This is a genomic window from Halomarina halobia, assembly GCF_029338575.1.
Taxonomy (GTDB): domain Archaea; phylum Halobacteriota; class Halobacteria; order Halobacteriales; family Haloarculaceae; genus Halomarina; species Halomarina halobia.
In genome coordinates this window covers 2,640,906-2,658,290 of sequence record NZ_CP119992.1, presented here as the reverse complement: position 1 = coordinate 2,658,290, position 17,385 = coordinate 2,640,906, and the positions used below count along the sequence as shown (strand labels likewise).

Here is a 17,385-nt window from a genome sequence, read left to right as displayed (position 1 = left end):
CGTCGTCGAACCGGTCGACTAGAGCCGACGCCGCAGCGTCTCGGCGGTCTTCGGGCCGACCCCCTCGACGCTCGTCAGGTCCTCGACGGTCGCCTCGCGCACGTTCTCCACGCTGCCGAACCGCCGGAGCAGCCGACGCCGCGTCCGCGGGCCGACGCCGGGCACGTCGTCGAGCACGGTCCGCACCTCGTCGCGCAGCGTCTGGTGGTACTGGACCGCGAACCGGTGGGCCTCGTCGCGCACCCGCTGGAGCAGGTGGAGGTGGGGGGCGTCTCCCGGCCAGTCGTACGATCCCTCCGGCGTGATCACCCGCTCCTCGCGCTTGGCGAGGCCGACGGCTGGCACGTCCCACCCGGCGTCGGCGAGCGCCTCGCGGGCCGCCGCGAGCTGTCCCTCCCCACCGTCGATCAGCAGGAGGTCCGGGTCGGGGCGCTCGTCGCGCCCCGCGACCGCCCGGTCCGCCCGCCAGTGCACCAGATCACGCATGTTCGCGTAGTCGTCGTTGCGGTCGTCGAGCTTCTTCCGCCGGTAGTCGCCCTTCTTGGGCGAGCCACCGACGAACGCGACGTTCGAGCCGACGACCGCCCGACCCTGCGCGTGGCTCACGTCGAACCCCTCGATCCGCTCGATCCGCGCCGGGAGGTCGGGGTAGGCGGCCGCGAGCGCGTCAGCGAGGGCACCGGCCTCGTCGCGGCGACCCACGCCGCCTCGGGCGTTCTTCAGCGCGAGATCGACCAGCGTCGCCTCCCGCCCCGCGCCGGGAACGCGCAGCGAGACGCCCTCGCGCTCCAGCCACGCGGCGACCTCCTCGCCCTCCGGGCGCTCCGGGACGAGTAGTTCGTCGGGGAGCGCGCGCTCGGCGTAGTACTGCGGGACGAACGCGGCGAGTACGCCCGCGACGCCGTCCGTCTCGCCGTCGTCTCCGGGCGTCGAGAGGGTGTGGCGCTCGCGGTCGACGAGCTTCCCGTCCTCGCTGCGCAGGCGGGCGACGGTCGCCCGCTCGCCCTCGATTGCGACCCCGAGCACGTCCACCGTCCGCCGGTCGCGGGCGACGACCGCCTCGCCGCCGCCCCCGTGGAACGCCTCGACCGCGGCGAGGCGGTCGCGCAGGTGGGCCGCCCGCTCGAACTGCCGATCCTGGCTCGCCGCCTCCATCGCCCGGCGGATCGGGTCGGCCAGCACGCCCGCCTCCCCCTCGAAGAAGCGCTTCACCGACTCGACGTCCGCGACGTACCCCTCGCGGGTGATCTCCCCGGTGCACGGGGCCGTACAGAGGCCGATGTCGTAGTCCAGGCAGGGGCGGTTCCGGCCGGCGAACTTGTGGTCCGAACAGCCCCGGACGCCGTAGGTCTCGCGCAGCGCCTTCACCACGGTGTCGACCCGTCCCTTGTCGGTGTAGGGGCCGTAGACGGTGGCCGAGTCGTCCGGGTCGCGCGTCACCTCGATGCGGGGGAACTCGTGGTCCGTGAGCTGCACCAGCGGGTAGGACTTGTCGTCCTTCAGGCGGACGTTGTACCGCGGCTGGTGGCGCTTGATGAGGTTCGCCTCGAGCAGGAGCGCCTGCGTCTCCGTGTCCGTGACGGCGAAGTCGATCCCCCGCGCCCGCTCGACCATCCGACGGATGCGCGCGCTCCGCGGGTCGGCGTAGGAGCGCACGCGGGCGCGCAACTCGACCGCCTTCCCGACGTAGAGGACGACCTCGCGGTCGTCGAGAAAGAGGTAGACGCCGGGGGAGCGGGGCAACTCGCCCGCTCGCTCGCGCACTGCCGCCGAGTCCATTCACCGAAATCGAGGGCCGCGAGGGGTAAGAGGGTGACGCGTTCGCGCCGCACGCCGACCGCCGATGGCGAGGCCGCGACCATCGCGACACGGGGACGGCCGACGGGATACAAGTCGCCGCCGGACGAAGGGCGCGCCATGCCCGACGACGACGCGGACGGCGGGACCGTCCGCCTCTGGCTGGTCGAGCGCACCTACGACGACCGGAACCTCATCACGCTGGTCTACGCCACGCCGGACGGCGAGCGGTACCGGAAGCGAGAGCGGTCCGCGAACCTCCTCGGCGGCTCCGGCGGCGTGACCGCCGCGATCGAGGCCGACCCGGACGACCTCGCCGCCGTCGAGGACGACGAGACGCGCGAGCGCTACGCGAGGGAGGCGGCCCGGATGGCGGACCGACACGCCCCCGACGACACGATCTGACGTGGGGCGCGTGCACGAATGACTATCGAGGTATAAAAGCGGAGCAAAGACTTTCTGTTCCCCGACGCAAGTCGCGCCCGTATGCCCGCTATACAATCGAACGGCGTCACCAAGCGGTTCGGTGACGGCGTCGTCGCCCTCCGCGACCTCGACCTCACGGTCGAAGACGGCGAGATATACGGATTTCTCGGCCCGAACGGCGCGGGGAAGTCGACGACGATCAACGTCCTGCTCGACTTCATCCGGCCGACCGAGGGGACGGCGACCGTCCTCGGAATGGACGCCCAGCGCGAGTCGCAGGCGATTCGCGCCCGCACCGGCGTCCTCCCGGACGGGTACGACGTGTACAACCGCCTCACTGGCCGCCAACACGTCGAGTTCGCCATCGACTCGAAGGAGACCGACGACGATCCGATGGCCCTCCTCGAGCGCGTCGGCATCGCCGACGCCGCGGACCGGAAGGCGGGCGGCTACTCGAAGGGGATGACCCAGCGGCTCGTCCTCGCGATGGCGCTCGTGGGCGAACCGGACCTGCTGATCCTCGACGAACCCTCGACGGGACTCGACCCCAACGGCGCGCGGGAGATGCGCGACATCATCCGCGAGGAGAACGCCCGGGGCGCGACGGTGTTCTTCTCGAGTCACATCCTGGAGCAGGTCGAGGCCGTCTGCGACCGCGTCGGCATCCTCCGGGCGGGCGAACTCGTCGCCGAGGACAGCATCGAGGGGCTGCGACAGTCGATGGGCAGCGGCTCGACGCTCACCGTCCGCATGACCGCGGTGTCCGACGCGGCGGTCGCCGCCGCGCGCGACGTCCCCGGCGTGACCGGCGTCGCCGTCGACGGCGACGCGCTCGTCGTCTCGATCCAGGACGGCTCGAAGACGGCCGTCCTCACCGCCGTCGAGGAGGCGGGCGGCGAGGTTCGCGACTTCTCCACGGACAAGGCCTCGCTCGAGGAGCTGTTCGCGAGCTACACGGACGGCGACCGCTCGTCCCCGCGGCGCGACTCCGAGACCGAGGTGGAGGCGTGAGCTGGACCGCTGTCGCGCGGAAGGACTTCCACGACTCCGCGCGGTCGAAGTGGCTCTGGGGGCTGTCGGCGCTGTTCGTGCTGTTCGCGGCGGGCGTCGCGTACTTCTACAGCAACATCGCCACGCCCGGGAGCGGCGCGGAGGTCCTCGGCCTACTCGGGTTCCTGCTGCTCCCGACCGGCCTGCTCGTCCCCATCATCGGGCTGATGATCAGCTACAAGGCGATCGTCGGCGAGCGCGAGTCCGGCAGCCTCAAACTCCTCCTCTCGCTGCCCCACACGCGAAGCGAGATGATCCTCGGGAAGTTCGTCGGGCGCACCCTCTCCGTGGTCGTCGCCATCGCCGTCGGCTTCGCCGTCGCGGCGGCCGTCGTCGTCGCCGAGTACGGCAGCCTCGAACCCGGCGCGTACGGGCTGTTCGTGCTGCTGACGATGTTCTTCGCGCTCGTCTACATCGGTATCGGCATCGGCTTCTCGTCGTTCATGTCCTCCACGTCGAAGGCGCTCGCGGGCGCGGTCGGCCTGTTCGTCGTCCTCGAGTTCCTCTGGGACGTCGTCCCGCTCGTGCTCCTGTACGTCATCAACGGCTTCACGCTGACGCCGAGGACCCCACCGTCGGAGACGATCCAGAACCTCGTCACCTTCGTGTCGACGCTCTCGCCGAGCGCGGCCTACGGGAACGCCGCGCGGGCGCTCATCCCCGGCCTCGAGACGGGCGCGACGGACGTCCCGTTCTACCTCCAGGAGTGGTTCGGGCTGGTCGTCCTCGTGTGCTGGCTGGTCGTCCCCCTCGCGCTCGGCTTCGCCCAGTTCAACCGGGCCGACCTCTAGCGCGGCCTCAACCGTTTTTTCCCTCCCGCCCCGACCGGGCGCATGGTCGAGACCACGGCCGCGAGCGGCGACGGTACGGGGGGACCGCGGGGATGACCGGCAGGTGGCTCGGGGTCGCCCGCAAGGACTTCCGGGACGCGATCCGCTCGCGGACCCTGCTCTCGCTGACCGTGCTGTTCGTGCTGTTCGTCGCCGGGGCGAGCTTCCTCTTCGTCGAGGTGCTCCCGCTCCCGCTGAACTCGACGGGCGTGCTGCTGACGAGCCTCCTCACGCCGACGTCGGTGCTCGTGCCGCTGATCGGTCTGCTCGTCGGCTACCGGGCGGTCGTCGGCGAACGCGAGTCCGGCAGCCTCAAACTCCTCCTCTCGCTGCCCTACACGCGCGGGGACGTCCTGTTCGGCAAGCTCGTGGGGCGCGCCGGCGTCGTCTTCGTCTCCGTCGTCGTCGGGTTCCTGACGGGGGCGGTGGCCGTCCTCGCCCTGCTCCGCGGGTTCGACCCGTCCGTCTACCTCGCCTTCCTCGCCGTGACGCTGCTGTACGCGCTCGCGTTCGTCGCCATCGGCGTCGGCATCTCCGCCGCGACCGCCTCGACGACGCGCGCCGCAGTCGTCGCGTTCGGCGCGTTCGTGCTCTTTCAGTTCCTCTGGGGTCCGCTCAACGACCTGCTCGTCTACGCCGTCGACGGGACGTTCCCGGCGTTCGGCGCGGCGACCGCGCCCGACTGGTCGCAGTTCCTCCGACGGCTGAACCCGCAGGAGGCCTACGGCGCGGCCGCCCGCGTCGCCATCGGCACGGCGAACCGGGCCGCCGAGCCGGGATCCCAGCCGCTCTACCTGCGGGACGAACTGGGCCTCCCGATCCTCGCGCTCTGGGTCGTCGTCCCCCTCGCGCTCGGCTACCGGCGGTTCCGCCGGGCCGACCTGACGTGAGGACGAGAGTTTATAAACGAAGCCGCGGCCAGGGACCCCGTGCGCTGACCGTCACCGCGCGGCGTCCCGCGATCGCGCGACGCACCGCCGCGCGGCCGCCCTCGCGTCGCCTGTTCGCCCACACCCGTCCAGCAGCGGCTCCCCGCCTCACGCGCTCGCGGCGTCCACCTCGACGCCGCGCTCGGCCAGGAGCTCCTCGAACCCGTCCCGATCGAGCACCGGCACGTCCTCCTCCTCGGCGTCGTCGAGCTTGCTCCCCCCCGGGTTGTCGCCCGCGACCAGGTAGTCCGTGTTCCCCGAGACGCTGCTCGTGGCGTTCGCGCCGTGGCGTTCGACGAGCTCCTGGGCCTCGCCGCGCGTGTAGCCGTCGAGCGCCCCGGTGAAGACGAACGTGAGCCCGTCGAGCGCGTCGCTCGTCTCGACGTCCACCGCCTGCGGCTCGACGCCGCGCTCGCGCAGCGCCTCGATGACCTCGCGGTTCCGCTCGCTCCCGAAGAACTCGCGGACCTCCCGGGCGACGGTCGGCCCCACGTCGTCCACCTCCTGGAGTTCGTCCTCGTCCGCCGCCATCACGGCGTCGAGCGATCCGAACTCGCGCGCGAGCGAGGTCGCGGTCGTCGGCCCGACCTCGCGGACGCCGAGCGCCGCGAGGAAGGCGTCGAGCCGTGGCTCCTTCTTCGCCTCCAGCTCGTCGAGGAGGTTCCGCGCGCTCCGCTCCCCCCAGCCGTCGAGCCGCGCGAGGTCGGCCATCCGGAGGTCATAGAGGTCGGGGATCGACTCGACGAGCCCCGTCTCGATGAGCTGGTCGAGCCGCTGCTCGCCCAGCCCCTCGATGTCGAGGCCGCCGCGACTCACGTAGTGCTCGATGGCGCGCTTCAACTGCGCCGGGCAGGCGAGCCCGCCGGTGCAGAACGCGAGCGGGCCGTCGAACTCGACCGCGCTGTCGCAGACCGGACAGCGCTCGGGGAACTCGAAGTGCCCGTCGCCGCCGTTCTCGACCACCTCGTCCACGTAGGGGATGACGTCCCCCGCGCGCTGGATGCGCACCCGGTCGCCGACGGCGACGCCCAGCTCCGCGATCTGATCGGGGTTGTGGAGGCTCGCCCGCGAGACGGTCACACCCGACACGTCCACCGGGTCGAGCAGCGCCACCGGCGTGAGCCGCCCGGTCCGTCCGACCTGCACGACGATGTCGCGCACCGTCGTCTCCTCGGTGCGCGCGGGGAGCTTGTACGCGTAGGCCCACCGCGGCGCGCGGGAGGTCGCCCCCAGCCGGTCGCACTGCTCGAGGTCGTTCACCTTGATCACCGCGCCGTCGACCTCGTAGTCGAGGTCGTCGCGGTCCTCGACGAGGCGGTCGCGGTAGTCGATCGCGTCCTCGATATCGTCGGCGAGCGCGGCGCGCTCGTTGACCTTCAGTCCCCACGTCGGGAGCGCCGCCTGTCGCTCGCTGTGGGTCTCGAACCCGTAGGAGGAGTCGAGGACGTCGAAGAAGAAGCAGTCGAGCGGCCGCTCGGCGGTCACGGCGGGGTCGAGCTGGCGGAGCGTCCCCGCGGCGGCGTTGCGCGGGTTGGCGAAGGGTTCGTCGCCGCGCTCGACGCGCTCGCGGTTGTACGCCTGGAACGCGTCGCGGGGGATGTACACCTCCCCGCGGACGGCCAGGAACTCGGGGTAGTCCCCCGAGAGGCGGAGGGGTATCGAGCGGATCGTGCGGACGTTCGCGGTCACGTCGTCGCCGCGCCTGCCGTCGCCGCGCGTCGCCGCGCGCGCGTACCGGCCGTCCTCGTAGATCACCTCGATCGAGACGCCGTCGAACTTCGGCTCGCAGAAGTACTCCACCGAGCCGTCCGCGTAGGCGTCGAGCGACGACTGTCCCGACGACTCGCCGGCGGTCTGCGAGAGGCCGAGCAGTTCGTGAACGCGGCGGTCGAAGTCGTAGACGTCCGCCGCCTCGCCGCTCGAATCGATCGACAGCATCGGGGCGACGTGCTCGACGGTGTCGAACTCGTCGAGCGACTCGCCGCCGACCTGCCGGGTCGGGCTGTCGGCCGTCCGGAGATCGAAGGTCGCTTCGAGTTCCTCGAGACGGGAGAAGAGCGCGTCGTACGTTCGGTCGGGGATGACGGGGTCCGTCTCGACGTAGTAGCGCCGGTCGTGATAGCGGATGGCCTCGCGCAGCTGCTCGGCCTGCCGCCGCGCCGCCGCCTCCGTGAGGTCCTCGACCGGTTCGAACTCGGTCGGTGGGTCCTCGACGTAGGGGTTGTCGGGGGCCTCGCGAGCGTCCGTACTCATCGGTCAGGGATTGGACGGAGGGAGTTAAAAACGGGCCGTTCCGGCGGCGAAGCTTGCGAGGACGGGGAGGCTTATCCCCGAGCGGGCGGAGGGTGAGATATGTCGGAGGAGTTCCTCCTGCTGAATCCCGGTCCCGTCCCCCTCTCGGATCGCGTTCGACGGGCGATGGACGAGCCGATGGTATCGCACCGCTCGGCGGCGTTCGAGGCGACCTACGAGCGGGCACAAGACGGACTCGAGTACGTCTTTACGCGCTCGACACTCGACGAGCGTGCCACGGGCGAGGGAACGGCACTCGTCCTCAACGGGACGGCCACGATGGGTATGGAGATGGCCGTCGCCAACCTCGCAGACGGCGACAGCGAGGTCGTCGCGCTCGTCAACGGCAAGTTCGGTCGGCGATTCGAGCGCATCGCCGACCGCCACGCCCGCGTGACGCCAGTCGAGGTCGAGTGGGGCGAGTCGTTCGACCTCGACGCCGTCGCGGACGCGATCACCGACGGGACGGCCGTCGTCACGATGGTTCACAACGAGACCTCCACGGGCCTGCTCAACCCGGTGGCCGAGGTCGGCGCGCTCGCCCGCGAGCGCGACGCCCTGTTCGTCGTCGACGGCGTGACGAGCATCGGCGGCGACGAGTTCCGGATCGACGACTGGGGCGTCGACGTGGCGATCACGGACGCCCAGAAGGCGCTCGCCGCGCCGCCCGGCGTCAGCGCCGTGTTCGTCACCGAGCGCGCCGCCGCGCGCGCCGACGGCGAGTCCGCGCCGTTCTACGAGGACATGGAGTGGCACCTCCGGAAGGCCAAGCAGCACCAGACGCCCTTCACGAGCGCGGTACCGCTGTTCCGCGCGCTCGCAGAGGCGGTCGAGGAGATCGAAGCCGAGGGGATGCCGGCGCGCATCGACCGTCACCGCAGGCAGGCCCGGGCGTTCCGCGCGGGGTTCGATGCGCTCGGACTCGAACCGTTCCCGAACGCCGCGGGACCGACCGAGCGCTCGAACACGGTCACCGCGACGGCGCTCCCCGAGGGCGTCCGCGGCGACGACGCCGCGGCGTTCTTCGACGCGGTGAGGGAGCGCAACGTGAGCCTCTCCGGCGGACAGGCCCACCTCGGCGGCGAGATCTTCCGCGTCAGTAACATGGGGGGCCTCACCCCCGAGCAGGTGCTCCGGGGCGTCCGCACGGTCGGCGAGGCGCTGAACGACGCCGGCGTCGCGGCCGACGTCGAGGCGGGCGTCGCCGCCGCCGAGGGAGCGCTCGACTGACCCTCTCCCTCCCCGACCCCCCCGACTCACGGGCCGAACACCTTCGCCCCACGTTCTAACACTTCTCAGAGTAGTTTGCGCGCCTGACACATCCGTGACGCCGGCGAAAGAGAGGTAAGAGGTCAGTAAATAATTCCTATCTATCTGATTAAATCAGGATATAGAGAATGTTGGGAAATTTTATTTCACGTATCGTGACGAAATGTTCCGTCTAGGTTAAATATCTAGATATTTTATCACGGAATAAATAATGTAAGTCCACTCAATAGTTTAGATAGCAAAAATTTCATATCCCTTGTCTAAAGCAATCCCGACGAGTCAATGACTGGGAATCACCCTGATACTGACCAAGCGACAGGTGACGTAAAGGTTCTCGAGGACTCGCGGTTGAGCCTCGATCGGCGATCGTATCTCCGGATGGGAGCGGCCACGACCGCATCGCTCAGCCTGCTCGGGGTCGCCGGTACGGCGAGCGCCGAGGGAGCGAAGCGCCACGGCATCACCTTCGATCGGGTGGTGAACGCCGTCGACGACCTCGGCATGGACCCCAACGGTAACCGGCCGATCGACGACGCGCTCGAGAACGCCGCGGAGAGCGGGACGCTCATCGAGTTCCCGCCGGGCGAGTACCGCGCGACGAGAGAACACGCCTACTTCCAACTGGAGGACTTCGGCATCCGGGGTACGGGCGACAGCCGCCGTGACACGCAGTTCGTCTTCCCCGAGGGATACAACGACCGCTTCCTGGTGCTCCGGTGGGGTCGCAACCACCTCGTCGAGAACGTCACGCTCCAGCAGTACGAGGACGGCGAGACGTCGGTCGGGTGCGTCTTCGCGCCGACCGACGGCCTCCAGGTACACGACTTCGAGATCGCCGGCTACAACGCTCGAAGCGGCCAGCGGGGGCTCGCCGTCTACATCTACGACGAGGACGGCACCGGCGTCATCGACGGCTACGTCCGTCGCGGGGGCGGCGCGGTCGGCGACTACCCCTCCGGAACGCAGGCGATGTTCGTCGGGAAGTCCCACAGGGGAACCCTGTACGTTCGCAACGCGCACATCGAGGAGTCCGGCGAGAACGGCATCTACGCGAGTCGGACGAACGGGGACGTGCGCATCGAGAACTCGTTCTTCAAGAACAACGACATCGCCTCGGTCCGCATCGCCGGCGAGGGCTCCTACGTGAAGGGATCGACGTTCGTCGTCGACACTGACAGCGCCGAAAACGACCCCGAGGCGTTCGACAACGTCCGCGGCCTCTGGTGGGAGTCGGGCGGCTACGAGAAGGTGGGCGGCTACGCCGAGGACTGCGACTTCGTCCTCGAATCCGCCGACGTCAGCGGCGGGTTGCTGCGCGTCGCTCCCACCGCGGGCGCGATGACCGTCCGGAACTGCCGGTTCCGGAACGAGACGACCCACCCCTCGCTCCTCGCGCGAGCGCCGAACGACATGAACTCGACCGAGATCACCGTCGATGGCGTCAGCATCACCGGTCGGTCGGACGACCCGCGCCGCGGCGGGATCGAGATCGTCGAACGCTCGGGGTCGACCGTCACCGATTCGTGCATCAACCGGCAGGGGGGCAACGGCGTCGTCGTGCGCCGCGCCAGCGGCTGTACGGTCAAGGACTCCACCATCGACGTGCCCGGCGAGCCCGTCGTCGAGGACGACGCCGGCGTCGCCACCTCGAACATCGACGAGAGCGGCTCGTGTCCGCTCCCCGACGCCAACGGGAGCGGAGGATCGAGCGGCGGCTCCTCCGGCGACTCGGGGAGCGACGGCGACTCGGATTCCGACGCGGAGGCGGATTCCGACTCCGCGGAATCGTCGAGCGGCTCCGACACCGACGAGGGGGGCGAGGCCGGCGAGGGCGGCGAACCCACCGGCGACGGTGACGGCTCCGGCGGAGCGGACGGGTCCGACGACTCCTCGAACGAGTCCGGCGACTCCTCCGGGGGGAGCGCGCGGTCGACCGACGGGAACGCGACGGACGGGAACGCGACGGACGGGAACGCGACCAGCGGTAACTCGACCAGCGGTGGGACGGAGGGCGGTAACGAGACCGGCGGTAACGAGACCGACGGCGGATCCGCCGATTCGGGTTCCTCGGGCGACGGCTCGGGTGACGACGGCTCCTCCGACGGCGGCTCCCTCGAGACCGCGACGGCGGACGGCGACGGCGAGCGGTCCAAGTCCTCGAAGGGCGGATCGTCGTCCGACGACGACGGCGGTGATGACGGTGACGACGGGAGCGGCTCCGCGACCAGGTCGACCGGCGCGACGCCCCAGTCGCTCCCGAACGTCCTCTCGCTCAGGTCCAAGGCCGTCTCGCCGTACCGGATCGTCGTCGACGGCGCGATCGAACTCGACCCCGAGTTCGGCGTCGAGGACGTGGTGAGCGGCAACACGGCGCAGGGCGTCCTCGCGCGGGGCTGGGACGTCTACCGCTACTCGGGCGAGATCGTCACGTTCGACATCGACGGTCCGGCCGAGATCAGCCACAACGGCACCTTCGTCGATCCCGACGAGCTCGGGATCGACGGGAGCGACGAGAGCGGATCGGACGAGGAACTGCCCAACACCATCTCGATCAAGGGCGACGCCGGAGACCTCCTGCCGTACCACATCGAGGTCAGCGGCGACATCGAGTTCGACCCCGACTACGGCACCGAGGACCGGATCGCCGACGGGACGGCCGAGGGCGTCATCGCCACCGGCGGCTGGGACGTCTACCGCTACTCGGGCGAGATCGTCACGTTCGACGTCGTGGGCGACGCCGACGTGGAGGTCAACGGCGAATCGGTGGACGAGGCGTCGATCTGAACCGCTAACTAAACCGGACGATCCCTGCCGGGGACCGGTTCAGGCGCTCTCACGCTCGCTCTTTTCGCCGCGATCGAACACGCGGACGCGCTCGGGATCGACCCGCGAGAGCGCGGGGAGCGCCGCCACCGCGAGGGCGATCTCCGCGAGCCCCACGACTACGAAGGCGACGGTGAAGCCGAAGGCGGCGGCGAGCGTCCCGCCGCCGACGATGCCGACGAGGAAGCCGAGCGAGCCGACGACGTTGTAGCCGCCCATGGCGACCCCCCGCTCGCGCTCGCCCGCGAGGTCGGTCACGAGCGCCATCGTCGCGGGGGACATGAACGCCCCGGTGACCCCCGTCAGCACCAGCAGGAGGGCGACGAGCGACACGTCGGGCGCGAGGACGACGGCGACGACGACGATGCCGTACAGCGTCGAGCCGAGCGCGATGGGGATCTTCCGCCCGATCCGGTCCGAGACCACGCCCATCGGGTACTGGAGGAGCGCGAACGGCGCGAAGAACGCGCCGAGGAGGAGCCCGGTCGCCGTCGCGTCGAGGTCGAAGGCGGCGCGGAAGTAGACGGTCCCGACGAGCGCGAAGAAGCCCGCCGTCAGGCGGTCGATGAAGCCGAACGCGTAGGGGAGCGAGAGCGCCGGGCGCGACCGGAGGCGCACGAACGCCGCACCGACGCCCTCGCGCCCGGCCGGCGCGCGGTCGCCGACCAGCAGGACGAGCAGGCCCGGAACGACGAGGAGCGCGCTCGCGGCGACGACGGGCGCGAGCGGATCGAGGTCCGCGAGGCGGCCGCCGACCGGCGCGCCGAGCGCCGTCCCGAGCCCGATGGCGATCCCGGCCGCGCCCATGTTCCGGCCGTGGCCGCCGCCCAGGTCCATCAGCATCGTCATCGAGAGCGAGAACGCGCCGATGGTGAGCGCGCCCTGCGCGAACCGGACGAGGAGGACGGTCCCGAACGAGGCGTCCGCGAACGCGAGGCCGGCGAGCGCCGCGTAGCCGAGCGCGCCGCCCAGCGCCCCGGCCGTGATGAGCGGGACGCGGCGGCCGAGCGCGTCGCTGAGCGCCCCCCACGCGCCCGCGAAGAGGACGAACCCGGCGAACTCGGCCGCGAGGAACCACTTGCCCGCGTCGAGACCCGTCTCCGCGAGCGACTCGGAGGCGGGCGCGTCGGCCCACAGCGCGACGAGGTCGGTGATGCCCGGGTACAGAAGCACCTGGGCGAACAGGACCGCGAAGACGGTCGCGGCGAGGACGGTGCGCGTTCGTCGAACGGTCACGCGCCGAAGTACGAGCGGGAGGGTAGTATACTGTCGGTTGTCCCCGTCGAAGTGGTTCGTCAGCCCGAGGTGACGGGCGTCCTTACCGATCTCCAACTAACGGGATACCGGCGTCGGAGGGGCCGTGGGGACCACGGCGAAACACGCGGGCGCACGTGTGTATCGACGTTACCAATACTCAACGAGGGGACTCTATAGCGATGTCTCTATAAGCCTCTACAGGAATACTGTACGCTATGACGTCACGTGCTAATCGACGGAAGTTTCTGATCGGTGCGGGTGTCGCCGGCGCGTCACTCCTCGCGGGATGTACCGGCGGGGACGGCGACGGTAACGGCTCCGGGAACGACTCCGGCGGCGGCGGTGGATCCGACCGCCTCTCGTGGGACGCCGGCGGGACCGGCGGGACGTACTTCCCGCTGTCCAACAACTTCAAGAGCATCATCGAGGCCAACACCGACTTCTCGGTGGACGTGCGCTCGACGGGCGCGAGCGTCGAGAACGTCGGCAGCCTCTCGCAGGGCAACGCCGACTTCGCGCTCATCCAGAACGACATCGCCTACTTCGCGTACAACGGCGAGGGCATCGATGCGTTCAAGGACAACGCCATCGAGTCCCTCCGCGGCGTCGCGACGCTCTATCCCGAGACGATCCACATCGTCACGCTGGCCGGTACGGGGATCGAACAGCCCGCCGACCTCCAGGGGAAGACGATCAACACGGGCGACACCGGGAGCGGGACGCAGGTGAACGCGGTCCAGATCCTCGAGGCGCTCGGCGTCAGCGACTACCAGGAGCAGAACACCGGGTTCTCGCAGGCGACCGAACAGCTGAAGAACGGCGACATCGACGCCGCGTTCGTCGTCGGCGGGTGGCCCGTCGCCGCGGTCGCCGAACTCGCCCAGACGGAGGACGTGGTCATCGTCCCGGTGGAGGGGGAGAACCAGCAGGCCGTCCTCGACGCCGCGCCGTTCTACGCGGAGGACGAGATCCCGGCCGACACCTACGGCAACGAGTCGCCGGTACCGACCGTCTCGGTGCAGGCGATGATCGCGACGACCGAGCAGGTCCCGGCCGACACCGTCGAACAGGTGACCGCGGCCATCTTCGACAACACCGACCAGATCGACACCAAGCAGGAGTTCATCACGAAGGACACCGCCCTCGACGGGATGTCCATCCCGCTGCACGCCGGTGCCGAGGCGTACTTCGGCGAGGAGGGCGGCGACGGTAACGCGACGAACGACACCAACGCGACCGACGCGAACGCGACCAACGCGACCAACGCGACCAACGAGAGCGCCTGAACATGGGCCATCGTGATGTCGCGAAACGTATTCGGCGCGGCATCGCCCCTCGATAGCCATGCGCGCCGCCGTTCGGGTACTGGCGGTCGTCCTCCTCTGCGCGCTCGCGGTCGGCGGAGCCGCCGCGGTGCCGGTCGACCGGGCGCTCGTCGTCTCCGACGCCGAGACCGGCGAGCGGCTGCTCGTCGTCCCGGTCGAGGAGAACACGACCGTCGCGCTCGAGTACACCCACAGCGTCGAGAAGACGCGCGTGCTCGACGCCTACGCCGTCAGGGGCGACCGGCTCGTGATGACGCGCATGGACTTCCAGTCGTACGGCTGGGGGCTCCCGGCGGACGCGAACGTGACCGTCACCGACGGCGGGGACTTCACGTTCGATCCGGCGGGGAGCTACCGGGAGCTGTACGTGAACCCCGGCCGCGTCGCCGGCCACGAACTCCACGTGGGTAACGGGACGTACGACCTCGTCGGCCGCTCCGACGCACGGCCGGTGCGGCTCTCCGTCGACCGGCGCTCCGCGCTCGACATCGCCCTCTCGTTTCTATCATGACAGACGACACCGAAACACGGACGGATCGATCGGCCACCGGTAGGCGCGACGGGACGCCGCGCCCCCGACCGGACGGCGGAACCGCCGACGCCGCGGACGACGTGCTCTCCGAGGAGGAGCAGAAGCGACTCCGCCAGGAGGTAGAGCGGAGGCGCAGCCTGTCGGGGGCGGCCGCCGTCGCCGTCTCCGTCGTCGGCATCCTCTTCTCGGCGTTCCAGATGTGGATCGCCGCGCGGGGCCAGACGTTCAGGCTCGACCTCCCGTTCGGACTGGGCGTCGACCTCGGCCAGTTGCAGCTGCTCCAGGTGAACGCCATCCACGTGACGTTCGCGCTCGTGCTCGCGTTCCTCCTGTTCCCGGCCACGACCGGCGACGGGTTCCTCAGCGCGCGCCTCGGGCGGGTCGTCCCCGCGATGCGCGAGCGCCTCGGAGGCGACAGCCCGGCGACGCGCGCGGCGGCGGGCGTCCGCCGGGGCGTCCGCTGGTTCGCGGTCGATCCCGACTTCGAGCGGGTCACGCCTGTCGATTACCTGTTCGTCCTGTTCTCGCTGATGGCCGGCGGCTACGTCGCCACCGAGTTCGACGAGATCCAGAACCTCCGGCTGTTCGGCCTCGACAACGGCGCGCCGATCCAGGAGGTGTACGCGTTCCTCGAACTTCCGGTGCAGCTGATCGCGGCGCTCGGGATCCCGCTCGACACGTTCTCCTACGCCTACCTGGTGGGAATCCTCGGCGTCCTGATGGTGCTCGAGGCGACCCGCCGGACGCTCGGGATCTACCTGATGTTCATCGTCGCGGGCTTCATCGTCTACGCCCGGTACGGCTACCTCATCGAGCGCGACATGGCGTTCGTCGGCGTGCTCGCCATCCAGGAACTCTCGTGGCCGCAGGTGATCCAGAACCTCTGGTACAACGTCAACAACGGGGTGTTCGGCATCCCGGTGACGGTGAGCGTCCAGTTCATCTACATCTTCATCCTCTTCGGGGCGTTCCTCGAGACGAGCGGCGCGGGCCAGTGGTTCATCGACCTCGCGTACTCGGCGACGGGAACTCGGAAGGGCGGGCCCGCGAAGGCGTCGATCCTCGCCTCCGGGTTCATGGGCACCATCTCCGGGTCCTCAATCGCCAACACCGTCACGACGGGGGCGTTCACGATCCCGCTGATGAAGCGCACCGGCTACCGCCCCGAGTTCGCGGGCGCGGTGGAGTCCTCGGCGTCCTCCGGCGGTCAGATCCTCCCGCCGGTCATGGGAGCCGCCGCGTTCCTGATGATCGAGTTCACGGGAACGCCGTTCTCCGACATCATCACCGCGGCGGCCGTGCCCGCCGTCGTCTTCTTCTTCGGCGTCTGGGTGATGGTCCACCTCGAAGCCTCGCGGGCCGGTATCGGCGGGCTCTCGCCCGACGAGATCGTGGACACCGGAAGCCACCTCCGGCGGGGGTGGTACTACCTCATCCCGATCCTCCTCCTGCTCTACTACCTGTTGATCGCTCGGCTGTCGGTCGCGCGCTCGGCGTGGTTCACCCTCGTCGCCATCATGGCGCTGATCGCGCTCGTGGCGGCGTACAACGAGCGGACGCGGCTCCCCCTGCTCGGGACGATCGCGCTGCTCACGCTGGGCTCGTTCGCGGCGTATCTCACGCGGGGGACGGGCCTCGTCGGTCTGGTCAGGGGTGCGGGCGACGGCGGCGTCGGTCCGACCGTCGCGGCCTACGGCGCGCTCGGCGACCTCGGGACGATCGTCATCGTCGTGAGCGTGGCCACACTGCTGCTGCGCCCGCACCTCGACGCGCCGCTGCTCGAGTACGACCAGCAGGTCGACGACGCGGCCGAGGAGACCGCGGACCTGTTGAACCGCCCGCAACTGACGGACAACGCCCCGTTCAAGTACGGCGGGTTCGTCCTCCAGTCGATGAACGCCGGGGCGCGGACGGCCGTCGAGGTCGTCATCGCCGTCGCCGCCGCCGGCGTCATCCCCGGCGTCGTCGCGGTCACGGGGCTGGGGCCGAACCTCGTCTCGTTCATCGAGAGCCTGGCGGGCGGCTCCATCGTCCTCCTGCTGGTCGTGACGGCCATCTCGGCCATCATCCTCGGGATGGGGATGCCGACGACGGTGACGTACATCATCCTCGCGTCGCTGCTCGCGCCCGCGATCACCGACCTGAGCACGATCCCGATCCTCGCAGCCCACCTGTTCATCCTCTACTTCGGCGTCATCGCCGACATCACGCCGCCGGTGGCCGTCGCCGCCTACGCGGCGAGCGGGATCGCCAAGTCCGATCCGTTCAGGACGGGCGTCGAGGCGTTCTCGCTGTCGCTCAACAAGGCCATCGTGCCGTTCGCGTTCGTGCTCACCCCCGGCATCCTGCTCATCAGGGGGAGCGGCGACGAGGCGACGGTCGTCGGACTGGGCGCGGTCTCCGACCCGGCGTTCTTCCTCCTCGAGGTGCTCGTTCCCATCGCGGGCGTGTTCCTCGGCGTCGTCGCGCTCGGCGCGACCGTCATCGGCTTCTTCTACAGCCCGGTGGGGCGCGGCCAGCGCGCCCTGTTCGCGCTCTCGGCGTTCCTGCTCATGACCCCGAAGCTGCTGCTCAACGTCGGCCTCGACCTGCTCGGACTGGTCGGGGTCGCCGTCGGGATCGGCGATCCGCTCCTGCTCGACCTCGTGCTCCGCGGCCTCGGCGGCGCGCTCTTCGGCGCGCTCGCGGTCGTGAATCGCCGGGGGGCGGCGGGCGAATCCGCGTCCCCGGAGGAGGTCGTCCCGGCGACCGACTGACCGCCGCGTCGCCTCCACCGTCCCAGTTCCCCGCCCGCTCCCGTCTCCCGCGCTCACCGCTCGCTTCCGCTTCCGTCCCGCCGAGGGGCGCGGCACCCC

Annotated in this window: 12 protein-coding genes; 9 read left to right on the top strand and 3 right to left on the bottom strand. The window is 70.2% G+C overall.

Going from position 1 to position 17,385, the window contains the following annotated elements; translation table 11 throughout:
- Window positions 1-18: 18 nt before the first annotated feature.
- A complete protein-coding gene (locus P1K31_RS14050) occupies window positions 19-1,779 on the bottom strand; it encodes an excinuclease ABC subunit C (RefSeq protein ID WP_276303955.1) in 1,761 nt (586 codons plus the stop codon).
- Between the two features lie 33 nt (window positions 1,780-1,812).
- On the opposite strand from P1K31_RS14050, the gene P1K31_RS14045 reads away from it, so the two are divergent.
- The 4 genes from P1K31_RS14045 to P1K31_RS14030 all read left to right on the top strand — a co-directional run bounded on the left by P1K31_RS14045 (window position 1,813) and on the right by P1K31_RS14030 (window position 4,993).
- A complete protein-coding gene (locus tag P1K31_RS14045) occupies window positions 1,813-2,202 on the top strand; it encodes a DUF7967 family protein (RefSeq protein WP_368410814.1) in 390 nt (129 codons plus the stop codon).
- 81 nt (window positions 2,203-2,283) lie between these two features.
- Window positions 2,284-3,234, top strand: a complete 951-nt coding sequence (locus P1K31_RS14040; RefSeq protein ID WP_276303954.1) for an ABC transporter ATP-binding protein — start codon at window positions 2,284-2,286, stop codon at window positions 3,232-3,234.
- Window positions 3,231-4,064, top strand: coding sequence for an ABC transporter permease subunit (locus P1K31_RS14035; RefSeq protein WP_276303953.1), 834 nt, complete (start codon window positions 3,231-3,233; stop codon window positions 4,062-4,064). Before P1K31_RS14040 ends, P1K31_RS14035 begins: the two co-directional genes overlap by 4 nt.
- A gap of 92 nt (window positions 4,065-4,156) precedes the next feature.
- A complete protein-coding gene (locus tag P1K31_RS14030) occupies window positions 4,157-4,993 on the top strand; it encodes an ABC transporter permease subunit (protein ID WP_276303952.1) in 837 nt (278 codons plus the stop codon).
- A gap of 147 nt (window positions 4,994-5,140) precedes the next feature.
- Here P1K31_RS14030 and ligA read toward each other — a convergent pair whose 3' ends face one another.
- Window positions 5,141-7,285, bottom strand: a complete 2,145-nt coding sequence (gene ligA / locus P1K31_RS14025; RefSeq protein ID WP_276303951.1) for an NAD-dependent DNA ligase LigA — start codon at window positions 7,283-7,285, stop codon at window positions 5,141-5,143.
- A 99-nt stretch (window positions 7,286-7,384) separates the two neighbouring features.
- On the opposite strand from ligA, the gene P1K31_RS14020 reads away from it, so the two are divergent.
- Entirely contained in the window at window positions 7,385-8,554 is a 1,170-nt protein-coding gene (locus tag P1K31_RS14020) for a pyridoxal-phosphate-dependent aminotransferase family protein (protein ID WP_276303950.1), read from the top strand.
- 417 nt (window positions 8,555-8,971) lie between these two features.
- Complete coding sequence (locus P1K31_RS14015) at window positions 8,972-11,377, top strand: right-handed parallel beta-helix repeat-containing protein (protein ID WP_276303949.1); 2,406 nt, start codon at window positions 8,972-8,974, stop codon at window positions 11,375-11,377.
- A gap of 39 nt (window positions 11,378-11,416) precedes the next feature.
- Here P1K31_RS14015 and P1K31_RS14010 read toward each other — a convergent pair whose 3' ends face one another.
- On the bottom strand, window positions 11,417-12,652 hold the full coding sequence (locus tag P1K31_RS14010) for an MFS transporter (RefSeq protein WP_276303948.1): 1,236 nt from the start codon (window positions 12,650-12,652) through the stop codon (window positions 11,417-11,419).
- Window positions 12,653-12,888: 236 nt separating this feature from the next.
- Between P1K31_RS14010 and P1K31_RS14005 the strand changes: the two genes are divergently transcribed.
- The 3 genes from P1K31_RS14005 to P1K31_RS13995 are packed head-to-tail and all read left to right on the top strand — an operon-like array spanning window position 12,889 to window position 17,286.
- Window positions 12,889-13,959: a TAXI family TRAP transporter solute-binding subunit gene (locus P1K31_RS14005; protein WP_276303947.1), complete on the top strand. Its 1,071-nt coding sequence runs from the start codon at window positions 12,889-12,891 to the stop codon at window positions 13,957-13,959.
- Between the two features lie 58 nt (window positions 13,960-14,017).
- A complete protein-coding gene (locus P1K31_RS14000; RefSeq protein WP_276303946.1) occupies window positions 14,018-14,509 on the top strand; it encodes a DUF1850 domain-containing protein in 492 nt (163 codons plus the stop codon).
- Window positions 14,506-17,286, top strand: a complete 2,781-nt coding sequence (locus tag P1K31_RS13995) for a TRAP transporter permease (protein ID WP_276303944.1) — start codon at window positions 14,506-14,508, stop codon at window positions 17,284-17,286. The genes P1K31_RS14000 and P1K31_RS13995 overlap by 4 nt, the downstream gene beginning before the upstream one ends.
- The last annotated feature ends 99 nt before the right edge of the window (window positions 17,287-17,385 follow it).